Annotated in this window: 15 protein-coding genes and 1 pseudogene; 13 read left to right on the top strand and 3 right to left on the bottom strand. The window is 59.3% G+C overall.

The window, feature by feature from the left end:
- Nucleotides 1-47: 47 nt before the first annotated feature.
- The 5 genes and pseudogenes from ampD (at nucleotide 48) to AACY30_RS06285 (ending at nucleotide 4,176) form a co-directional block, all read left to right on the top strand.
- Entirely contained in the window at nucleotides 48-611 is a 564-nt protein-coding gene (gene ampD, locus AACY30_RS06300) for a 1,6-anhydro-N-acetylmuramyl-L-alanine amidase AmpD (protein WP_339468399.1), read from the top strand.
- A complete protein-coding gene (ampE, locus tag AACY30_RS06295) occupies nucleotides 608-1,444 on the top strand; it encodes a regulatory signaling modulator protein AmpE (RefSeq protein ID WP_339468401.1) in 837 nt (278 codons plus the stop codon). The genes ampD and ampE overlap by 4 nt, the downstream gene beginning before the upstream one ends.
- 8 nt (nucleotides 1,445-1,452) lie before the next feature.
- Nucleotides 1,453-2,760: pseudogene (locus AACY30_RS27355) on the top strand (HAMP domain-containing protein); the annotation flags it as partial.
- Nucleotides 2,761-2,904: 144 nt separating this feature from the next.
- Nucleotides 2,905-3,618, top strand: a complete 714-nt coding sequence (locus AACY30_RS27350; RefSeq protein WP_445261420.1) for a methyl-accepting chemotaxis protein — start codon at nucleotides 2,905-2,907, stop codon at nucleotides 3,616-3,618.
- A 126-nt stretch (nucleotides 3,619-3,744) separates the two neighbouring features.
- Entirely contained in the window at nucleotides 3,745-4,176 is a 432-nt protein-coding gene (locus AACY30_RS06285) for a hypothetical protein (RefSeq protein ID WP_339468403.1), read from the top strand.
- Here AACY30_RS06285 and AACY30_RS06280 read toward each other — a convergent pair.
- Both AACY30_RS06280 and cra read right to left on the bottom strand, forming a co-directional pair.
- The gene (locus AACY30_RS06280; RefSeq protein ID WP_339540009.1) at nucleotides 4,123-4,899 is read right to left on the bottom strand and encodes a TatD family hydrolase; all 777 of its coding nucleotides are present in this window, start codon (nucleotides 4,897-4,899) and stop codon (nucleotides 4,123-4,125) included. The two genes, AACY30_RS06285 and AACY30_RS06280, sit on opposite strands and share 54 nt — an antisense overlap.
- A gap of 2 nt (nucleotides 4,900-4,901) precedes the next feature.
- Complete coding sequence (cra, locus tag AACY30_RS06275) at nucleotides 4,902-5,897, bottom strand: catabolite repressor/activator (RefSeq protein ID WP_339540008.1); 996 nt, start codon at nucleotides 5,895-5,897, stop codon at nucleotides 4,902-4,904.
- Between the two features lie 292 nt (nucleotides 5,898-6,189).
- Here cra and ptsP point away from each other — a divergent pair, with 292 nt between their 5' ends.
- The 3 genes from ptsP to AACY30_RS06260 are packed head-to-tail and all read left to right on the top strand — an operon-like array spanning nucleotide 6,190 to nucleotide 11,687.
- Nucleotides 6,190-9,048, top strand: coding sequence for a phosphoenolpyruvate--protein phosphotransferase (gene ptsP / locus AACY30_RS06270; protein WP_339437872.1), 2,859 nt, complete (start codon nucleotides 6,190-6,192; stop codon nucleotides 9,046-9,048).
- Nucleotides 9,049-9,969, top strand: coding sequence for a 1-phosphofructokinase (pfkB, locus tag AACY30_RS06265; RefSeq protein ID WP_339540007.1), 921 nt, complete (start codon nucleotides 9,049-9,051; stop codon nucleotides 9,967-9,969).
- 11 nt (nucleotides 9,970-9,980) lie between these two features.
- Nucleotides 9,981-11,687 (top strand): PTS fructose-like transporter subunit IIB, encoded by a 1,707-nt coding sequence (locus AACY30_RS06260; RefSeq protein ID WP_339540006.1) that lies wholly within the window; start codon nucleotides 9,981-9,983, stop codon nucleotides 11,685-11,687.
- A 108-nt stretch (nucleotides 11,688-11,795) separates the two neighbouring features.
- On the opposite strand, the gene AACY30_RS06255 is transcribed toward AACY30_RS06260, so the two are convergent.
- Nucleotides 11,796-12,737, bottom strand: coding sequence for a LysR family transcriptional regulator (locus AACY30_RS06255; protein ID WP_339540005.1), 942 nt, complete (start codon nucleotides 12,735-12,737; stop codon nucleotides 11,796-11,798).
- A gap of 458 nt (nucleotides 12,738-13,195) precedes the next feature.
- On the opposite strand from AACY30_RS06255, the gene AACY30_RS06250 reads away from it, so the two are divergent.
- From AACY30_RS06250 to AACY30_RS06230, 5 genes are read left to right on the top strand one after another with little or no spacing between them, the layout of a single operon-like run.
- The gene (locus AACY30_RS06250) at nucleotides 13,196-14,158 is read left to right on the top strand and encodes a proline dehydrogenase family protein (protein ID WP_339468415.1); all 963 of its coding nucleotides are present in this window, start codon (nucleotides 13,196-13,198) and stop codon (nucleotides 14,156-14,158) included.
- Nucleotides 14,109-15,230: a threonine aldolase family protein gene (locus AACY30_RS06245; RefSeq protein WP_339468416.1), complete on the top strand. Its 1,122-nt coding sequence runs from the start codon at nucleotides 14,109-14,111 to the stop codon at nucleotides 15,228-15,230. The genes AACY30_RS06250 and AACY30_RS06245 overlap by 50 nt, the downstream gene beginning before the upstream one ends.
- Nucleotides 15,227-16,531: a hypothetical protein gene (locus AACY30_RS06240; RefSeq protein ID WP_339468417.1), complete on the top strand. Its 1,305-nt coding sequence runs from the start codon at nucleotides 15,227-15,229 to the stop codon at nucleotides 16,529-16,531. The genes AACY30_RS06245 and AACY30_RS06240 overlap by 4 nt, the downstream gene beginning before the upstream one ends.
- Nucleotides 16,528-17,748, top strand: a complete 1,221-nt coding sequence (locus tag AACY30_RS06235; protein WP_339468418.1) for an MFS transporter — start codon at nucleotides 16,528-16,530, stop codon at nucleotides 17,746-17,748. The genes AACY30_RS06240 and AACY30_RS06235 overlap by 4 nt, the downstream gene beginning before the upstream one ends.
- Complete coding sequence (locus tag AACY30_RS06230) at nucleotides 17,745-18,860, top strand: aminotransferase class V-fold PLP-dependent enzyme (RefSeq protein WP_339468420.1); 1,116 nt, start codon at nucleotides 17,745-17,747, stop codon at nucleotides 18,858-18,860. Before AACY30_RS06235 ends, AACY30_RS06230 begins: the two co-directional genes overlap by 4 nt.
- Nucleotides 18,861-18,935: the final 75 nt, after the last annotated feature.

Here is an 18,935-nt window from a genome sequence, read left to right as displayed (position 1 = left end):
TCGAACGCGGCATACTGGTCATACGTTGTCTCGTTCAAGGAACCTGTATGCAGTTGGACCCCACCAGCGGTTGGTGCCAGGGCATTCGTCATTGCCCTTCGCCCAACTTCAACGAGCGCCCCGCAGGCGAAATCTCACTGTTGGTGGTGCATAACATCAGCTTGCCACCGGCGCAGTTCGCCACCGGTAAAGTGCAGGAGTTTTTCCAGAACCGCCTGGATGTCACGGAACATCCCTACTTTGAAGGGATTGCCGACCTACGGGTGTCTGCGCATTTTCTGATTGAGCGCGATGGCACGGTGACGCAGTTTGTCTCCTGCCTCGACCGCGCCTGGCATGCCGGGGTTTCGTATTTCGAGGGCCGGGAAACCTGTAATGACTTTTCCCTGGGGGTAGAGCTGGAAGGCACGGATAATCAGCCCTTCACCGAAGCACAATATGGGTCGCTGATCGACCTGACCCGCCAATTGCTGGCGGCCTACCCAGGCATCACCCCCCAGCGCATTTGTGGTCACAGCGATATCGCGCCGGGACGCAAGACCGATCCCGGCCCCGCTTTTGATTGGACGCGCTTTCGCAGCGCCCTGCAGGATGGAGGACACGCACGATGAGTTTTCTGGTGTTGGTACTGGCCGTATGGATCGAGAAGTTCTCGGCCCTGCGCCAGCGGTTGCAGCGCGATGGTGGTTGGCTGCGCGAACTGGCCAAGCTGGAATCGAGCCCGAGCATGGGCAAGCGTCCCTGGCTGATTCTGGTAGTGCTGGTGTTGTTGCCGGTGGCATTGCTGGCGTTGTTGCTGCTGGTGCTGGAGCCGGTGGCCTACGGCCTGTTGGCGCTGCCGGTGCACCTGGTAGTGCTGATCTACAGCCTGGGCCGTGGTGATCTGCTCGCTGGGCTCGGTCCGTTTCGCGATGCCTGGCGCCGTGGCGACCTGCAAGCTGCCGAGCACGTGGCCGAACGTGACCTGAACCTCAGCGCCGACAGTGGCGAACAACTGCTCGAATGCGTTCAGGGCCATCTGTTGTGGCAGGCGTACCAGAGCTTTTTTGCGGTGATTTTCTGGTACTTCCTGCTGGGCCCGGTGGCTGCCTTGGCCTATCGCCTGCTTGCCCTGGCCGGTGAGCACAGCAAGAACCCGCTGGTCGCTGAGCGCGCCGGGCAACTGCGCCACGCGTTTGACTGGCTGCCGGTGCGCCTGTTGGCGGCCAGCTTTGCCTTGGTGGGCAATTTCGTCGCGGTTGGCCGCGTGATGCTGCACGAACTGCTGAGCTGGGACATCAGCGCTGCCCAATTGGTGGAAAAAGTCGGCCTGGTCGCCGCCGAAATCCCGCCGCCGGCGGTGGGCGCCGATGGCATCATCAGCCTGGATCGCATATGGGAACTGCTGCTGCGCGCCGCTGTGCTGTGGTACGCCGGGTTTGCCATCTGGGCAGTGTTGCCCTAGTCGAGTGAATGCGGGCACATTATTTTTCGGCAGCCCCGCTGCCGTTAACCTTAAGTTACAAAACTCCCTTTCAAATTGAGCTATACAGATGCTGGCTAACTGCCGCCCTGCGCCTCAATAAAAAAAAGAAAGGGAGTTCACCTGTGAAGAGCTTGCTCTATCCCGCCGTCGCGCTGATGAACCGCCTGAGCTTCGGCATGAAGTTCAGCTTGATCAGCGTGCTGTTCCTGCTGCCCATGCTGGCGACCAACTATTACCTGGTGCGCGATTCGTGGCGTGAATTCCAGGGCACACGCGTGGAATTGCAAAGCCTCGACTTGCTCGGCAGCAGCCTGGCCTTGCGCCGCGACCTGGAAACCCTCAACAACCAAGTCCAAATCAACGCCACCCTCGGCCAGTCCGGCAAGGCCGGCGACCTTGAGGGCAAGATCAGCGCATTGGAAGACAGTGTCCTGAGCCGCCTGCAAAGCCTCAGCGCCATGGCGACCGACCCCGAGCAAGTCGCCGCTTTTGACGGCAAGCGCGACGAGTTGATCGCGGCCTTCAAGGCCCAGCAGCAGGAAACGTCGCTGCTGAGCAAAAGTGCACTGATCGGTAAGTTGCTCAACAAGGCACAGATGCTCAGCCAGATCATCGCCAGCCAATCCGGTTTGAGCCGCGACCCCCAGAGCGATCTGCGCCAGCTCAGCGAATTGATCACCAGCGTGACCCCGCAAGTCACGCAGACCCTGGGTGAAGGTCGGGCAATCGGCGCGTATTCCCTGGGCCAAGGCTTTCTTAATTCATCGTCCAGTACGCGCTTTGACGAACTGTTGCAGCAATTGGAAAAACTCCAGGCCGAATATGGCTTGAAGTTGCAGGATGCCTTGGGCGCCAGCAAGGCTGCGCACGCCGCACTCGATGGCCTGGCCAAGGCCAGCAACGCCAGCTTGAAGCAAGGCAGCGAGTTGTTTGAAGAGCAGGTGGTGATGGCGCAAACCCTTGACGCGCCCTGGCAGGGTTTCTATGACGGTGTCAGCCAGCTGATGGCCCAGACCTACCAGTTGGACGACGCCACGCTGGCATTTCTCGGACAGCAGTTGGAGCAACGCCTGGCGCAGAACCGCACGCACATGGTGGTGCTGGTCCTGGCCCTGACGGTGGTGTTCCTGCTGATCTTCTATTTGTACGCAGGGTTTTACGCCTCCACGCGCACAACCCTGCGGCGCCTGGGGGCGATGATGGACAAGGTGGCGGCCGGCGACATGACGGTCGCCTTTGTCGCGGATAGCCGCGATGAGTTGGGCGACCTGGGCCAGGTGTTCAATGGCACCGTCGCGAAGATCCATGACTTGATCGAACGTGTCGGACACACCGTCAGCCAGGTCGAAATCCAAGCCGGCCAGGTGGAAACGGTCTCAGCCCAGAGCAATCAGGCGGTGTCCGGGCAGCGCACGCAGATTGAGCAAGTCGCGACGGCCATGAACCAGATGTCGTCCACTGCCCAGGAAGTCGCACGCAGTGCGGCGGCGGCGGTCAGCAGTGCCCACAGCGTCAACGATGAAACTGTCAGTGGCCGTAGCCTGGTGCAATCCCAGCAGGGCAGCATCGCGCGGCTGGCCTCGGAGATCGATCAGTCGGTGCGGGTGATTAACCAATTGGCCACCGACAGCCAGTCCATCAGCAGCGTGTTGGAAGTGATCAAGAGCATTGCCGAGCAAACCAACCTGCTGGCACTCAACGCCGCCATTGAGGCCGCGCGGGCCGGTGAGCAGGGGCGTGGTTTTGCGGTGGTGGCCGACGAGGTGCGCACCCTGGCCCGGCGTACGCAGCACTCCACAGAAGAAATCGAACAGATGATCAGCCGCTTGCACAGCGGTGTGTCGGCCGCCGTGACGGCCATGGGCAGCAGCCATGAAATGGCCAATGGCACCGTTGAGCAGTCGGAAAGGGTCCAGCAGGCCTTGGAAAATATCCTCGGTGCCGTGGGCATGATCGTCGATCAAAACCAGCAGATCGCTGCGGCCGTGGAGCAACAGACGGCCGTCGCCCACGATATCGACCAGAACATCGTCGCAATCAATCGGGCCGGCGAACATGCCGCCGAGGGCGCGCATCAGACCGAAGCGGCGAGCCGACAGTTATCGATGCAGGTGATCGAGTTGAAGCAATTGATCGGTGCGTTTCGCGTGTAAGACCTGGGCGTAGGATTTGTCGTCGGATGGCGTGGTGCTTGTCCTGATTTTCCGGCGTCCCTTTTCTGTTCCCCTGAATGGGTGAAAATTGTTTCACTCGATTTCAAGTTCAGGGGAGGCACAGCGATGATCGCTGCAATCGGCATCAAAGGGCACTGCGCCCATTGCGACATCACCTTTGAGCTCAAGCCTTGGCAATTGAATGCCATTGCTATCGAAGAGCCATTCGATTGCCCTTACTGCCAGTGGGTATTGCGATTGAACTGCCCCCGGCAACTGCGTCAGTTCAAGTCCCTGGACCATTGGGCCTTGGTGCGCCCGAGCATGGTGGTCTTGACCTGTATTGTGCTGATTGTGGTGCTGGTCGCGGAGTGGCTGGGGCTGATCAGTGTGATCGGCCAGTTCAACGTCTCGCTGGTGGTGCTGCTGGTACATTTCCTGGCGTTGCGTTATGCCCGTTACCGCCAACAGCTAACGCTGGACCTGCAAGGGGTCACGCCGAACCTACCAATTGAACAGCTCGCAGGCATTGCGTGTGCTCGCCTCAGCCAGCAATAGCGGGCTGATACCCATGCGCTCGGCCAGGGCGGTGCAGATAGCTGGCAGGTGCTCGGGGCTGTTGCGTTGGCCGGGGAACATGGCCGGTGCCATATCGGGCGAGTCGGTTTCCAGCACCACCGCGTCGAGCGGCAGTTGCGCCAATACCTTGTGCATACGCAGTGCCTGGGGCCAGGTAGGGGCGCCGCCCAAGCCCAGCTTGAAGCCGAGCTTAATGTACTCGCGGGCTTCTTCTTGGCTACCGGCAAACGCATGGATGATGCCGCCACGGGGTAGGCGGATGCGCTTGAGGGTGGCGATCACAGCGGCGTGGCTGCGACGTACATGCAGTAACGCTGGCAATTGGAAGTCCACCGCCAGCTTCAGTTGAGCTTCAAACAGGCTCTGCTGGCGTTCGCGGTCCAGTTGCTCGAGAAAGTAATCCAGGCCGATCTCACCGACCGCACACAGTTGCCGATGGCCGTGCAGGCGAGTCAGCCAATCGCCCAATTCCGACAGGTCGGCGGGACGATGCTCATCAAGGTACACCGGGTGCAGGCCAAAGGCGGCGAACAAACCTTCGTCCGCTTGCACCAGATCCCACACGCGCTGCCAATTTTGCTGATACACCCCCAGCAGCACCATGCGTCGCACACCCAACGCCCTGCTATGACTGAGGACGTCCCGGCGATCGCTGTCGAAATCCGCAAAGTCCAGGTGGGTGTGGGTGTCGATCAACTCCACGTTCAGGCCTCGTGAATACGCTGCTTGAACGTCCGGCCAATGGCGTGCACACCAGGTTGGTACTGCTCTTCTTCAATAGCGGCCAGGGCCAGGCGCAGGGCGGTTTCGGCGATCTGCTGATGTTGTTGGGCCATGGCGTTGACCGGCAGCGGCAGGAAGTCCAGCAACTGGGTGTCACCAAACGTGCCCAGGCGCAGCGGGCGTGATTTGAGCGGAAAGTCATGCAACGCATCGAACACGCCTTGCAGCAGCACGTAGGACGTGGTCACCAGCGCGTCAGGCAAATGCCCCAGTTGACCCAGAAGTTGCTCCATCAACTGCCGGCCGCAGTCGCGGCTGAACGCATCGCCGTGTTCGACGATCACCTCGCCGGTAAAGCCTTCGAGCGCTTCACGGAAACCAGCGGCACGTTCCTGGCTGATGCTCAGCTCGGGCCGTGCGCCGATCAGCACGATCTGCTTGGGCAGTGGTTGCAGCAGGCTGCTGGTTAATTGCTGGCACGCCTGGCGGTCGTCGCTGACCACTGAGCAGAATTGATCCGCGCCCATTACCCGGTCGATGGCAATCACCGGCAAACCCTTGGCTTGCAGCGCGTGATAACTGTCATCGCTGGCCGGCAGGCAACTGGCCACAAACAACGCATCACAACGGCGGGCGCGGAACAGTTGCAGTAATTGGCGCTCGCTGTCGGCGTCATCGTCGGAGCTGGCGATCAGCAACTGATAGCCACGCGCCCGTGCGCCTTGCTCCAGGAGCTTGGCGATGCGTGCGTAACTTGGGTTTTCCAGGTCGGGCAGGATAAAACCCAAGGTGCGCGTGTGCCGACTGCGCAGCCCGGCGGCCTGGGGGTTGGGGGTAAAGCCATGGGCTTCGACGACAGCGCGCACCCGTTCGACGGTGGCGTTGCTGATGCGTTGCTGTTCGGCCTTGCCATTGATGACGTAGCTGGCGGTGGTCACGGACACACCGGCGAGACGTGCGATATCACTGAGTTTCAAACCGGGATTTCCTTGTTTTTTGGAGCTTGCCCCGACATTTTGTCCAATCGTAACCGATTCCTGTACACGACCAATGTCCTGGCTCAAGCGCCGAGCGGTTCTTCAAGGATGAGTAATTAACGCGTAGTCTTCCATAAAGTCTAGATTAAACGTTTCAGCCAGCGTATTTTTACGAAGATCGCGTCTGAGTAGCTACTGCCAATTGACTGCTCGGTCAGTGTTCATAAACAACCCTTACACTGTTTGTTTAAAACAATACCTAGTGCGCCACCGCACTAACTAGGAGAACGGCATGCTTGAGCTCACTGTAGAGCAGATTTCCATGGGCCAGGTGGCTGTGGATAAATCTGCTGCCTTGCACCTGCTCGCTGAGAAACTGGTGGCCGACGGCCTGGTCGCCGAGGGTTACCTCAGCGGTTTGCAAGCCCGTGAAGCCCAGGGCTCGACCTTCCTCGGCCAAGGTATTGCCATCCCCCATGGCACCCCTGAAACCCGTGACCACGTATTTTCTACCGGTGTGCGCCTGCTCCAGTTCCCCGAAGGGGTGGACTGGGGTGACGGCCAGATCGTGTACTTGGCGATCGGCATTGCCGCTAAATCCGACGAACACCTGCGCCTGTTGCAACTGCTCACCCGGGCCCTCGGCGAAACCGACCTGGGCCAGGCGCTGCGCCGTGCCGGCACTGCCGAAGCGTTGCTGAAGCTGCTGCAAGGTGCGCCGCAGGAGTTGGCACTGGATGCGCAGATGATCGGCCTCGGCGTGTCCGCCGATGATTTCGAAGAGTTGGTGTGGCGCGGCGCACGCCTGTTGCGCCAGGCCGATTGTGTCAGCAACGGTTTCGCCGCCGTCCTGCAGCAGGTCGACGCACTGCCCCTGGGCGATGGCCTGTGGTGGTTGCACAGCGAGCAAACGGTCAAGCGCCCGGGCCTGGCGTTTGTCACTCCGGATAAACCCATGCGTTACCTCGGCCAGCCGCTCAATGGCCTGTTCTGCCTGGCGAGCCTGGGTGAGGCCCACCAAACGCTGCTTGAACGCTTATGTGCCTTGCTGATTGAAGGTCGCGGCCAGGAACTTGGCCGCGCCACCAGCAGCCGCGCGGTGCTTGAAGTGCTCGGCGGCGAACTGCCGCCAGACTGGCCCAGCGCGCGCATCACCCTGGCCAATGCCCACGGCCTGCATGCGCGCCCGGCAAAGATCCTCGCGCAGTTGGCGAAAAGTTTTGAAGGCGACATTCGCGTGCGCATCGTCGATGGCCCGGTGGGCGCCGTGTCGGTGAAAAGCCTGAGCAAGCTGCTCAGCCTCGGCGCGCGTCGCGGTCAGGTGCTGGAGTTTGTCGCCGAGCCGACGATTGCCGGTGATGCACTGCCCGCGCTGTTGGCGGCGGTGCAAGAAGGCCTCGGCGAAGACGTCGAGCCGCTGCCGACCCTGAGTGCCCAGCCCGAAATCCTCGACATCGAGCCGGTGCTCAGCGCGCCGCTGGCCGGCAGCCAGATCCAGGCCATCGCCGCCGCGCCAGGCATTGCCATCGGCCCTGCGCATATCCAGGTTCAGCAGACGTTCGATTACCCGCTGCGCGGCGAATCCTCGGCCATTGAGCGCCAGCGCCTGCAAAGCGCACTGGCCGAGGTGCGCGGTGATATCAACGGCCTGATCGAACGCAGCCAATCCAAGGCTATCCGCGAGATTTTCATCACTCACCAGGAAATGCTCGACGACCCGGAACTGACCGACGAAGTCGACACCCGCCTCAAGCAAGGCGAGAGCGCCGAAGCGGCGTGGATGAGCGTGATCGAAGCCGCCGCCAAGCAGCAGGAGTCTTTGCAGGACGCTTTGCTCGCAGAGCGTGCGGCTGACCTTCGTGATGTCGGCCGACGCGTGCTGGCTCAACTGTGCGGGGTTGAAACGGTTCAGGCGCCAAGCGAACCTTACATTCTGGTCATGGACGAAGTCGGCCCGTCCGACGTTGCACGGCTTGATCCCTCGCGCGTCGCCGGCATCCTCACCGCCCGTGGTGGCGCGACCGCCCACAGCGCCATTGTCGCCCGTGCCCTCGGTATTCCAGCGCTGGTCGGTGCAGGGCCCGCCGTATTGCTGCTGGCCTCCGGTACGCCGTTGCTGCTGGATGGCCAGCGCGGTCGCCTGCATGTCGACGCTGACGCTGCCACCCTGCAGCGCGCCACGGTTGAGCGCGACACCCGTGAACAACGCCTGCAAGCCGCTTCCGCGCAGCGTCATGAACCTGCATTGACCCGTGACGGCCACGCCGTAGAAGTGTTTGCCAACATCGGCGAAAGCGCCGGTGTCGCCAGCGCGGTAGAGCAGGGTGCCGAAGGCATCGGTTTGCTGCGTACCGAACTGATTTTCATGGCCCACCCGCAAGCGCCGGACGAAGCCACCCAGGAAGCCGAGTACCGCCGCGTACTCGATGGCCTCGGTGGTCGCCCATTGGTCGTTCGTACCCTTGATGTCGGTGGTGACAAGCCGCTGCCGTATTGGCCGATTGCCCAGGAAGAAAACCCCTTCCTCGGCGTGCGCGGGATTCGTCTCACCTTGCAACGCCCGCAGATTATGGAGGCGCAACTGCGCGCGCTGCTGCGCTCGGCGGACAACCGCCCATTGCGCATCATGTTCCCCATGGTCGGCAGCGTCGACGAATGGCGCGCGGCCCGCGACATGACCGAGCGCCTGCGCCTGGAAATCCCGGTGGCCGACCTGCAATTGGGCATCATGATCGAAGTGCCATCGGCCGCTTTGCTTGCGCCGGTATTGGCCAAGGAAGTCGACTTCTTCAGCGTCGGCACCAACGACCTGACCCAGTACACCCTGGCCATCGACCGCGGCCACCCGACCTTGTCGGCCCAGGCTGATGGCCTGCACCCGGCGGTGTTGCAACTGATCGACATCACCGTGCGCGCCGCCCATGCCCATGGCAAATGGGTAGGGGTGTGCGGCGAATTGGCGGCGGACCCGCTGGCAGTGCCGGTGCTGATCGGCCTGGGGGTGGATGAGTTGAGTGTGTCGGCCCGCAGCATTCCTGAAGTGAAGGCGCGGGTGCGCGAATTCAGTCTGAGCGAGGCCCAGGGCCTGGCGCAAAAAGCACTCGCGGTGGGCTCGCCCGCCGAAGTGCGTGCCCTAGTGGAGGCCGTGTAGATGGCAAGGATTCTGACCCTGACGCTGAACCCGGCGTTGGACCTCACGGTGCGCCTGGCGCGCCTGGAACCGGGTGAAGTGAACCGCAGCGAAGCCGTGCTCACCCATGCCGCCGGCAAGGGCGTGAATGTGGCGCAGGTGCTGGCGGATTTGGGCCATCACGTGAGCGTGGGTGGTTTTCTCGGTGCGGCAAACCCCGAGGCGTTTGATGCACTGATTGCCAGTCGTGGATTTGGCGACGCGTTCATTCGCGTGCCGGGCGAAACCCGGAGCAACATCAAGATTGCCGAACAAGACGGCCGGGTTACCGACATCAATGCGCCGGGGCCTGTGGTCAGTGAGCAGGCGCAACGAGAATTGCTCAAGAGGGTTGCGATGATCGGCCCTGAATTCGATGCGGTGGTGGTGGCCGGCAGCTTACCGCGCGGCGTCAGCCCGCAGTGGTTTCAGGGCTTGCTCGAGGAACTCAAGGCGCTCGGTTTGAAAGTCGCCCTGGACACCAGTGGCGAAGCGCTGCGCGCCGGCTTGAAGGCTGGCCCGTGGATGGTCAAACCCAACACCGAAGAGCTGGCCGAAGCCTTGGGAAATGCCACGGACGCGATCAGTCAGTTGCATCAGCAGGGCGTGGAGCATGTGGTGGTTTCCGACGGTGCCGCCGGCGTGAGCTGGTACAGCCCGGCCGGGGCACTGCATGCCACGCCGCCACAGGTGACGGTCGCCAGTACCGTCGGCGCCGGCGACTCGCTGCTGGCCGGGATGCTGCACGGTGTGCTCAGTGGCGATGCGCCGGAGCACACCCTGCGCCGGGCCACGGCGATTGCCGCCATGGCCGTCACGCAGATTGGTTTTGGCATCAGCGATGACGCGCAGTTGGCGCGTCTCGAAAGCGGCGTACACGTACGCCCGCTGACAGAACAATAAGAGGGTTTGTGATGAAATTAGCCATTGTTACTGCCTGCCCGAACGGCATGGTCACCAGTGTGCTGTGCGCTCGCTTGTTGGACGCTGCCGCGCAGCGCCAGGGCTGGAGCACCAGCGTTGAGGTGGTGGACGTACAGCGCCCGGAACGCCAGTTGTCCCAGGCCACGATTGATGACGCTGAGTGGGTGTTGCTGGTCAGCAGCACCCCTGTCGACATGCAACGGTTTGTCGGCAAGCGCGTGTTCCAGAGCACCCCGGCCCAGGCGCTGGCGGATGTCGACGCCGTGTTGCGTCGCGGCGCCGAAGAGGCGCGGGTCTACGTCGCGGCTGCAGCTGTAGCCAAAGATACACCGCGCATCGTCGCGATTACGGCCTGCCCAACGGGCGTCGCCCACACCTTCATGGCCGCCGAAGCCTTGCAGCAGACGGCCAAGCGTTTGGGCTATGACTTGCAGGTCGAAACCCAGGGTTCGGTCGGCGCACGCACGCCATTGAGTCCGCAAGCGATTGCGAATGCCGACGTGGTGCTGCTGGCGGCCGATATTGAAGTGGCCACCGAGCGCTTCGCCGGCAAGAAAATCTACCGCTGCGGCACCGGTATTGCCCTCAAGCAGTCCGAAGCCACCCTCAACAAGGCCCTCGCCGAAGGTGCCGTGGAAAGCGCCGCCAGCGGCGCGGTGGCCAAGAAAGAAAAAACCGGTGTGTACAAACACCTGCTGACCGGCGTGTCGTTCATGTTGCCGATGGTGGTGGCGGGCGGGTTGTTGATTGCGTTGTCGTTCGTCTTCGGTATTCACGCGTTTGAACAAGAGGGCACGCTCGCCGCTGCGCTGAAAACCGTCGGCGATCGCGCTTTCATGCTGATGGTGCCGCTGCTGGCGGGCTACATCGCCTACTCGATTGCCGACCGTCCTGGCATTGCGCCGGGGATGATCGGCGGCCTGTTGGCGGGCACCTTGGGCGCGGGTTTTATCGGCGGCATCCTCGCCGGTTTCCTGGCAGGCTACTGCGTCAAGTTCATCTCGCGTGCGGTGCAATTGCCGCAGAGTCTGGAAGCGCTCAAGCCGATCCTGATCATCCCGTTGCTGGCAAGCCTGTTCACCGGCCTGGCGATGATCTACCTGGTGGGCCCGCCGGTGGCGCGTCTGCTCACGGGCCTTACTGACTTCCTCAGCACCATGGGCACCACCAATGCGGTGCTGCTGGGCATCCTGCTGGGCGGCATGATGTGCGTCGACCTCGGCGGGCCGATCAACAAGGCGGCGTATGCGTTCTCGGTCGGCTTGCTGGCGGCGTCCAGCGGTGCACCGATGGCCGCGACCATGGCCGCCGGCATGGTGCCGCCCATCGGCATGGGCATTGCTACGTTCCTGGCGCGACGCAAGTTCGCCCAGGCCGAACGCGAAGCCGGCAAGGCGGCGATGATCCTCGGCATGTGCTTTATCTCTGAAGGCGCGATCCCGTTTGCCGCCAAGGACCCGCTGCGCGTTATCCCGGCCAGCATCGCCGGCGGCGCCTTGACCGGTGCGCTGTCGATGTACTTCGGCTGCAAACTGGCGGCGCCCCATGGTGGGTTGTTTGTGCTGATCATCCCGAATGCGATGAACCATGCGCTGTTGTATCTGCTGGCAATCGTTGCCGGTAGCCTGTTGACGGGGTTGGTGTACGCGCTGATCAAGCGTCCGGAGGCTGTAGAACTGGTGGTCGCGCCGACCTGATGGCCAGCGCCGGCACTAGGGGCAAGGTGTCGTGGCAGCGCGGGGGTGTTCGCGGCTGAGCATCGGCATGGAAAGGCGGCCTCGGGGTCGCCTGGAGCCTCAAGGGGGTCACGTTCGTCTAAGCCCCCTTAATATGCCGCCCACTGGCGTCAGGCTGGCCGTCAATGCATCCAACAAGGCACTGACCTTCGGCAGTGCCTGACGGCTTTTGATCCAGGCAAGATTGATCGGAATGCCCTCGGTTGCCAGGTGGGGCAACACTTCCACCAAGGTGCCCTCTTCCAGCTGCTGATTAATCAGCCACGATGGCAATTGCGCGATACCACAGCCAGCCAATACCGCCATCAACAAGCCTTCGCCATTGCCGATCACCAACCCCGCAGCCACCGGCTGGCGTTTTATCCTGCCCGGATGATCACCTGCGAAACTCCACGGGGTGATATTGCCATCCACCCAGCCATAGGCGATGCACTGGTGATGCTCCAGATCCTGCTCTGTGAGCGGCGTGCCGTGCCTGGCCAAATAGCTCGGCGATGCGCAGAAGGTATGCCACTCACTGGCCAGGTAACGATGCGCCACTCGTTCGGGCCAGACATCAGCCCCGCCAATGCGCACCATCACATCCACGCCCTCCTGGAACGGGTCGATCAGCCCGTCGGAGAACGTGATGTGCGGTATCACCAGTGGGTGATCCTGCATGAACTGCAGGAGCGTAGGGAGCACTTGTGCGCGGCCGAACGCGCCTGGAAGGTCGATTCGAATCCGTCCACGCGGCTCGATATTGTCGATTTGCAGTGACAACTCTGCCTCTTCAAGGTCGGCGAGCACACCGGTGCAGGTGCGATAGAACGCGATCCCTGCATCGGTCAGCGCAAGGCGTCGGGTCGTGCGTTGAAAAAGCCGGGTGCCCAATCGGCTCTCCAGCCGGGCGACACTTTTACTGATCGCGGAGCCTGTCAAATTCATTCTCTCGGCAGCTGCCTTGAAGCTGCCGGTCTCCGAGACGCAGACGAACACATCAATCCCTTTCAAGCGCTCTGAGGAAAACATACGAACCCTGTATCCATGAATTTAGTTCCACCTATCTGGTAAAAATTATCATAAATCAGAACGTGGCGCGGCGGTAAGCTATAAGCACGAATACCTGTGAGTGATTCGCTATTCGCAATGTCATAAAAATGACCTATTGGATCGAAGAGGCGAGGATGCTGGTCACCTTTAAAAGGAATCTGACGACGTTAAGTGCTCTTTCTCAGCACTTCGTATATCGACCACTTTATGAGCAATCGCTGAGTCACCTATTTGGGGGACAGCTTTGCTTTATATTTCCGAGCATTCTCATGCAGCAGAAATAGGGCAAAACTCCTTATAGGTCATTAATGGCGCCTCCCTGTTCAGGGCGCGATCGCGTGGGTGATGTCGGCCGCGGAGTCCGCAGTAAATAAAGTTTGCTGTTTTGTAAAAAATAAGTTGTGTTTGCGCAAACCATTGTCGGCAAGGAGCAATAAATGCTTTCCAAGGAAGTTTATACACTGGCATGTGCAGGGTTGAAGAAGTTGGCACTCAACCAGGCGTGTCGCGAAGCGTTCGATAAAAACTCATTGTTTTTCAAATTGTTCGAGCACGCCGCCCATCGTTACATTATCGCGTCGGACGCGCAGGAGCTGAGCGGTAAGCTGCATCAGCTTGCGGCAAAAGGCTATCAGCTCGGTGTTGAATATGTGGGTGAAGAGAATCATGATCCCCAAGTTGTAAAAGGCTTTGTCAGCGAATACCTGAGTGCCATTCAAACGTTTGCCCGCGCTAATTTAAAACCACAGTTGGGGTTTGATTTAAGTGCCGTGGGTATGCTCATTTCCCAGGAAACGGCTTATCACAATGCTGTCACTATCCTGTCGGCGGCGGCGGAGCACGATATCCCCGTCATGATCAGTATGGAGCACTCTTCGGCAGTCGATAAAATTCTGCAAGTGTATGCCGAACTTGCCCCGGCCCATCACAATGTCGGTATTACCGTGCAGGCGCATTTGCATAGGACCGTCGAGGATTTACCGCGCATCATCAGCTATGGCCGTAAAGTCAGATTGGTCAAAGGGGTTTACAACGAGGCGCCTGAAATTGCTCTACCTCGTGGTGAAGAACTGGATAAACGCTACCTGGCGTTACTTGACGATTTACTGGTCGCCAATATTCCTGTGAGTTGTGCAACGCAAGATCCCAACTTGATCAAGCGTCTTTTCGACGGTGTTTATCACTTGAAGATCCAGGAACTGGAGATGCTCCACGGCGTGCAACCGGATGTGTTGCGCAGCGTCAGGGAGGGGGGCCTGACCTGCCGGATTGCCGCAGTTTATGGTGATAGCTGGTACCTGCATTTCCTGCACCGCCTGGCGGAGTCGCCGGACAACGTCCTTGAGGCACTTGCCGACTTCTACGACCCCTCGCGTATCACCTTCGGCGCTGGTTATTAAAGGAGCAGTCATGTTTATCGATCTCAGAAGCGATACCGTCACCAAGCCAACGGAAGGCATGCGCAAGGCTATCTACCAGGCGGAAGTCGGGGATGAATGTTTCGGCGAAGACCCGAGTGTGCGTGCCCTGGAAGCGTTCTGCGCCAACTACTTCCAGAAGGAAGCAGCACTCTTTACTACCGGCGGCACACTGAGCAACCAACTCGCGATCAAGTCCCTCACCCAGCCCGGTGATGAGATTTTTCTGGATGCCTCCTACCACATCAACTATTACGAGGCCGCCGCAACCTCGGCGTTTTCCGGGGTCAACTTTTCATTGTCGGCCCACGACAACGGGTTGTTTGATATCAGTGACCTGGAAAAGTTGTATGCCTCGCGCTGCCGCTGGAACCAGAATTACGCCTTGCCGCGTGTGGTGGTGATTGAAAACACCCTTGGGTGCAAAGGCGGCGCGATTTTTCCTCTGGCGCAGATGAACGAAGTCTTCGGTTATGCCAAGACTATCGACGCCTATCGTTACCTGGATGGTGCTCGCATCCTCCATGCCTCTATCGCTTCCGGCATTGATGTGACCTCCTACACGGAAAACGCCGACCTCATGTCGATGTGTCTATCCAAGGCTCTTGGCGCACCTGTGGGCTCGATCATGGTGGGTTCCAAAGAGCTGATCCAGCGCGCCAGGAAATACCGTAAATGGTTTGGCGGCGATCTTCATCAGGCCGGCATGATGGCTGCGGCCGGGCTCTATGCGATGCATAACAATATTGAGCGTCTGGCCGAGGATCATGAGCATGCGGCCCTGCTGCACCGCCTGCTCAGCGATATCGATGAGACGCCTGCGCACTACAAGGGCACCAATATGGTGACCCTGGACATTTCTTCGTTGGGCATGACACCGATGCAATTTGGCATTCACCTGAGCCAACAAGGTGTCGCCGGCTTGCCCTATAACGCACGGGAAATGCGCTTTATGCCGCATATCAATATCAGCCGCGCCGACATCCTCAGGGCGGCGGGCATAATCAAAACCGCCGTGCGTGAATTGAGTTCATCACAGGAGGCAATCAAATGATCTATAAGAAAAATATCGTATTGATTGTCGACGCCTACTCGATTGGCAGTTTGATCGCGCCTGCGTTCATGTCACGGGGGTATGAATGTGTGCACGTGCGTTCGACCGCCGACGTGAATGCGTTTTATGAGGCTTGGTTGCGCACCGGGGATTTCATCAACGACCTGCTTTATCGTTCGGATGCAGAGTTGCAGCAGGCACTGTCTGAGTACAACGTGCAATTCGTACTGGCCGGTTGTGAGTTCGGCGTCGAGTTAGCGGCTCATCTGGCTGCGCTATTCAACGTCCCGCGCCATAACAATCCAGCCCACGCCGTGCGCTGGCGTGACAAGTACCAAATGCACGAGGCGTTGTTCCGGGCGGGTGTACGTTCGATCAAGCACTTCAAGTCAGATGCGCTGCCGGGCATTCTGGACTGGGTCAAGGAAAACCAGATGCTGCCGGTGGTATTGAAACCGGTTAAAAGCGCCGGTTCCGACAACATCCACATTTGCACCGACGTCAGCCAGATTGAACACGCCTTCGAGGTTATCAAATCCAGTCGCAATATCTTTCTGGAAAGTAATGAAGAAATCCTGGTGCAGCAATACCTGGACAACTCGGATTTCAACTCGGAGTTGTTGCTCAGCAAGTCCAAAGACGTCGACATCGAGTACTGCGTCAATACGGTGAGTATCGATGGCCTGCACTATGTCAGCGAAATTATCCGTGTCTACCGCACCCGTATCGGTGCCTCGCCGGTGCATGATTACAACCAGTTGATGTGCCCGGTGGACAATGCCGATGTCTATAGTCGACTGTCCGGTTACATATTCTCCGTACTCGACGCGCTGGGCATCCGGCACGGCGTCGGGCATAGCGAATTGATGATCGTCAATGACGAACCGGTATTGCTGGAGACGGCTGCGCGCATGCCGGGCGGTATCGATCTTTCGGCCTATACCCGAGCCCTGGGGCATAACCAGTTGAGTCTGTGGATCGACTCGTTGATTAACCCAGAGGCCTTTCTCGACTACCGCCAACGGTCGCGAAAAAATCTCTACTTTCATTCCAGCTGTGTGTTTCTCATCTCACGGCATGCGGGGCCGATCAAGCGTACGCCGGACATCACAGCATGGAAGGCGATCCCTGGGGTGCACAGCATAAAGATCCAGGATGACGGTGTACTCAAGCCGACCATTTCCCTGGAAAACAGCCCCGGTCATGTATTCATCCTCGACAGCAACCGAGCGAACATTCAGCACAGTATTGAAGTGCTGCGTGAGCACGAGGCAAGCGTATACAGGGAAATGCTGGCATGAAGAACGTCTCGGAGGGGTTGGTAGTCCAGAGTCAGGCCAGAGTCTATGACAGAACGGTGATTTTGCTGCTGTCGGCGACCTTCATCCTGACCGTTGCCAGGGCACTGGCGTTGCCCTATCTGGTTATTTACTTCTCCGAGGCATTCGGCCTGGGCGTTGCGGATATCGGTATCGCGGTTGGCGGGGCATTGATCGTCAGTTCAATCCTGGGGGTCTATGGCGGGTTCCTGGTAGACAGGTTCTCCAACTACCGGATCATGCTCGCTGCCGCGACAGTGTTCTCGCTTGCGTTCGCGGTGGCCTTCCAGGTGACCAGCCTGGTGCCGTTCATCATCGCGATTGTGGTAGTGAACCTGGCCTATGCGGTGGTGGATATCGCGGTCAAATCCGGCATAGGTTTTCTGGTGGCGCCGGACAAGCGCGGCGGGGTGTTCTCGCTGAAGTACACCCTGACCAACGTCGGCTATGCCATCGGCCCTTTTCTCGGTGTGATGTTTGCCAAAGTCAGCCCCGGGATGCCATTTGCGGTGGCTGCATTGATCGGGGCGGTCTTTGTCGTGCTGTATGGGCTGGTGGGTGGCCGAATTCCTCGTTCGTCTGGCGGTGTGAGTGGCGGTAGCGGATCGAGTTTTGTCAACGTACTGGTGCATTTGGTTACGAACTATCGGCTGGTGTGTTTCACGATCGGCGGCATTCTCAGCGCCATTGTGTTTGGGCAGTTCACGGCCTACCTGTCGCAATACCTGATCGTGACGAGCGATCCGCAAAATGCGTATCGGATTATCAATTACCTGGTCACTACTAACGCCTGTGTGGTTATCAGTCTTCAATATTTGATCGGCTCCCGGATCAACCAGCACAACCTGTTTCGCATGTTGATGCTGGGAATGCTGTTCTTTGTGATAGGGCTGATGGGTTTCGCCTACGCGCAGATGCCGGCTATTTGGGTACTTGCGATGATTGTTTTTACCGTGGGTGAAATCATCATTATTCCGGCGGAATACTTGTTTATTGATTATATTGCGCCGGAGGATATGCGCGGCGTTTACTACGGTGCGCAGAACTTGTCGAATCTGGGGGCGGCCCTCGGTCCGGTATTGTGTGGCGTTGCGTTATCGCTTTATGCCCCCCAGGCGATGTTTTATGTCTTATCGATGTGCATCGTGGTGGCGAGCGGTTTCTATTTTATGGGCTCACGACAAAGGGCTGATGGATGATTCACTTTAATACGGCAGGGGCGGGTCGTATTTCTTCTGAAACGTTGCATCTGATGCAGGTTTACTTACAAGAGGAATATGCAATCGGCGCGTATGAAACCGAACTTTCCTACGCCGCAACGCTGGACGGCGAAGTGTATGAAAACATCGCCCGGTTGCTTGGCACAAACGCACGAAATATTGCTCTTTTCGATGGCGCTACCAAGGCTTGGGTAACGGCGTTGAACGTGCTGCGCTGGCCCAAGGGGGCGCGTGTCGTGGTCACGCCCTATGAGTACGCCGGCAATCTGATCGCACTGTCCGAGTTGCAGCGCCGATATGGCGTTGTGGTTGATGTGATGCCGTTGCTCGCAAATGGTGACCTGGACCTGCAATGGCTGGCACAGCACATGAGCGCGCAAGTCATGCTGGTCTCGGTGGTGCACGTGCCGTCGTGCTGCGGCATCGTGAACGATGTTGAGGCAGTGGGTAATATTTTGCGTGATTACCCGTGTTTCTACTTTGTCGATGCCTGTCAGTCGGCGGGCATGCTGCCTCTGGATGTGCGCGCGATGGGTGCCGATGTGCTGACCGCCGCCGGCAGGAAGTTTCTTTGCGGGCCCAGAGGCACGGGGTTTGCCTACCTGTCCGAGGATTTTATGGCGGCTGCGCAACCGCGCTTCACTGACTTGAGCAGGGCCAGTGTTGATGTGCGCGGGGAGGTGAGCCTGGGGGTTGAGGATGCCCGGCGTTATGAGTATGCCGAGCGTAACAATGCGGCAGTGGTTGGCTTGAACCAGGCGATCAAAGAGCGTCTGTCTGTGGCCTATAACGTTGAGCGTGGGACCTACCGGTTTCTTTATCAGCAACTGGCACAAACGGCGCACATCAGTGTCATCGCTCCTGGTGCACAACAAGCGGGGATCATTTCATTGACCCATGCTAATTATTCGGCAACTGAACTTGTCGCTTATATGCGCACGCGCGGCGTGAATGGCTGGCCGGGGTATGCCTCGCATACGCCTTACTATATGTTGGGGCAAGGGCATGATCGCTTTGTGCGCCTGTCGATTAATAATAAAAACAGTCTTGAAGATGTGCAGGTATTCATGGATCTGTTGGCAAAAATGTAACATTCGGATTATATAAATGTCGTGGAGATGGGAAGGCGATGATCGCCGATTATCTGTCTGTCAGCTAAAGCAGTT

The sequence above is a fragment of the Pseudomonas sp. RA_5y_Pfl1_P24 genome, from assembly GCF_963970945.1.
In the GTDB taxonomy this organism is placed as follows: domain Bacteria; phylum Pseudomonadota; class Gammaproteobacteria; order Pseudomonadales; family Pseudomonadaceae; genus Aquipseudomonas; species Aquipseudomonas tritici.
This window is presented reverse-complemented; position numbering and strand designations above follow the sequence as displayed.

Excerpts from the sequence above, each read along its gene's own strand:
- ampD (WP_339468399.1), top strand. The coding sequence starts at position 48 with ATGCAGTTGGACCCCACCAGCGGTTGGTGCCAGGGCATTCGTCATTGC.
- ampE (WP_339468401.1), top strand. The coding sequence starts at position 608 with ATGAGTTTTCTGGTGTTGGTACTGGCCGTATGGATCGAGAAGTTCTCG.
- AACY30_RS27350 (WP_445261420.1), top strand. The coding sequence starts at position 2,905 with ATGAACCAGATGTCGTCCACTGCCCAGGAAGTCGCACGCAGTGCGGCG.
- AACY30_RS06285 (WP_339468403.1), top strand. The coding sequence starts at position 3,745 with ATGATCGCTGCAATCGGCATCAAAGGGCACTGCGCCCATTGCGACATC.
- ptsP (WP_339437872.1), top strand. The coding sequence starts at position 6,190 with ATGCTTGAGCTCACTGTAGAGCAGATTTCCATGGGCCAGGTGGCTGTG.
- pfkB (WP_339540007.1), top strand. The coding sequence starts at position 9,049 with ATGGCAAGGATTCTGACCCTGACGCTGAACCCGGCGTTGGACCTCACG.
- AACY30_RS06260 (WP_339540006.1), top strand. The coding sequence starts at position 9,981 with ATGAAATTAGCCATTGTTACTGCCTGCCCGAACGGCATGGTCACCAGT.
- AACY30_RS06255 (WP_339540005.1), bottom strand. The coding sequence starts at position 12,737 with ATGTTTTCCTCAGAGCGCTTGAAAGGGATTGATGTGTTCGTCTGCGTC.
- AACY30_RS06250 (WP_339468415.1), top strand. The coding sequence starts at position 13,196 with ATGCTTTCCAAGGAAGTTTATACACTGGCATGTGCAGGGTTGAAGAAG.
- AACY30_RS06240 (WP_339468417.1), top strand. The coding sequence starts at position 15,227 with ATGATCTATAAGAAAAATATCGTATTGATTGTCGACGCCTACTCGATT.
- AACY30_RS06235 (WP_339468418.1), top strand. The coding sequence starts at position 16,528 with ATGAAGAACGTCTCGGAGGGGTTGGTAGTCCAGAGTCAGGCCAGAGTC.
- AACY30_RS06230 (WP_339468420.1), top strand. The coding sequence starts at position 17,745 with ATGATTCACTTTAATACGGCAGGGGCGGGTCGTATTTCTTCTGAAACG.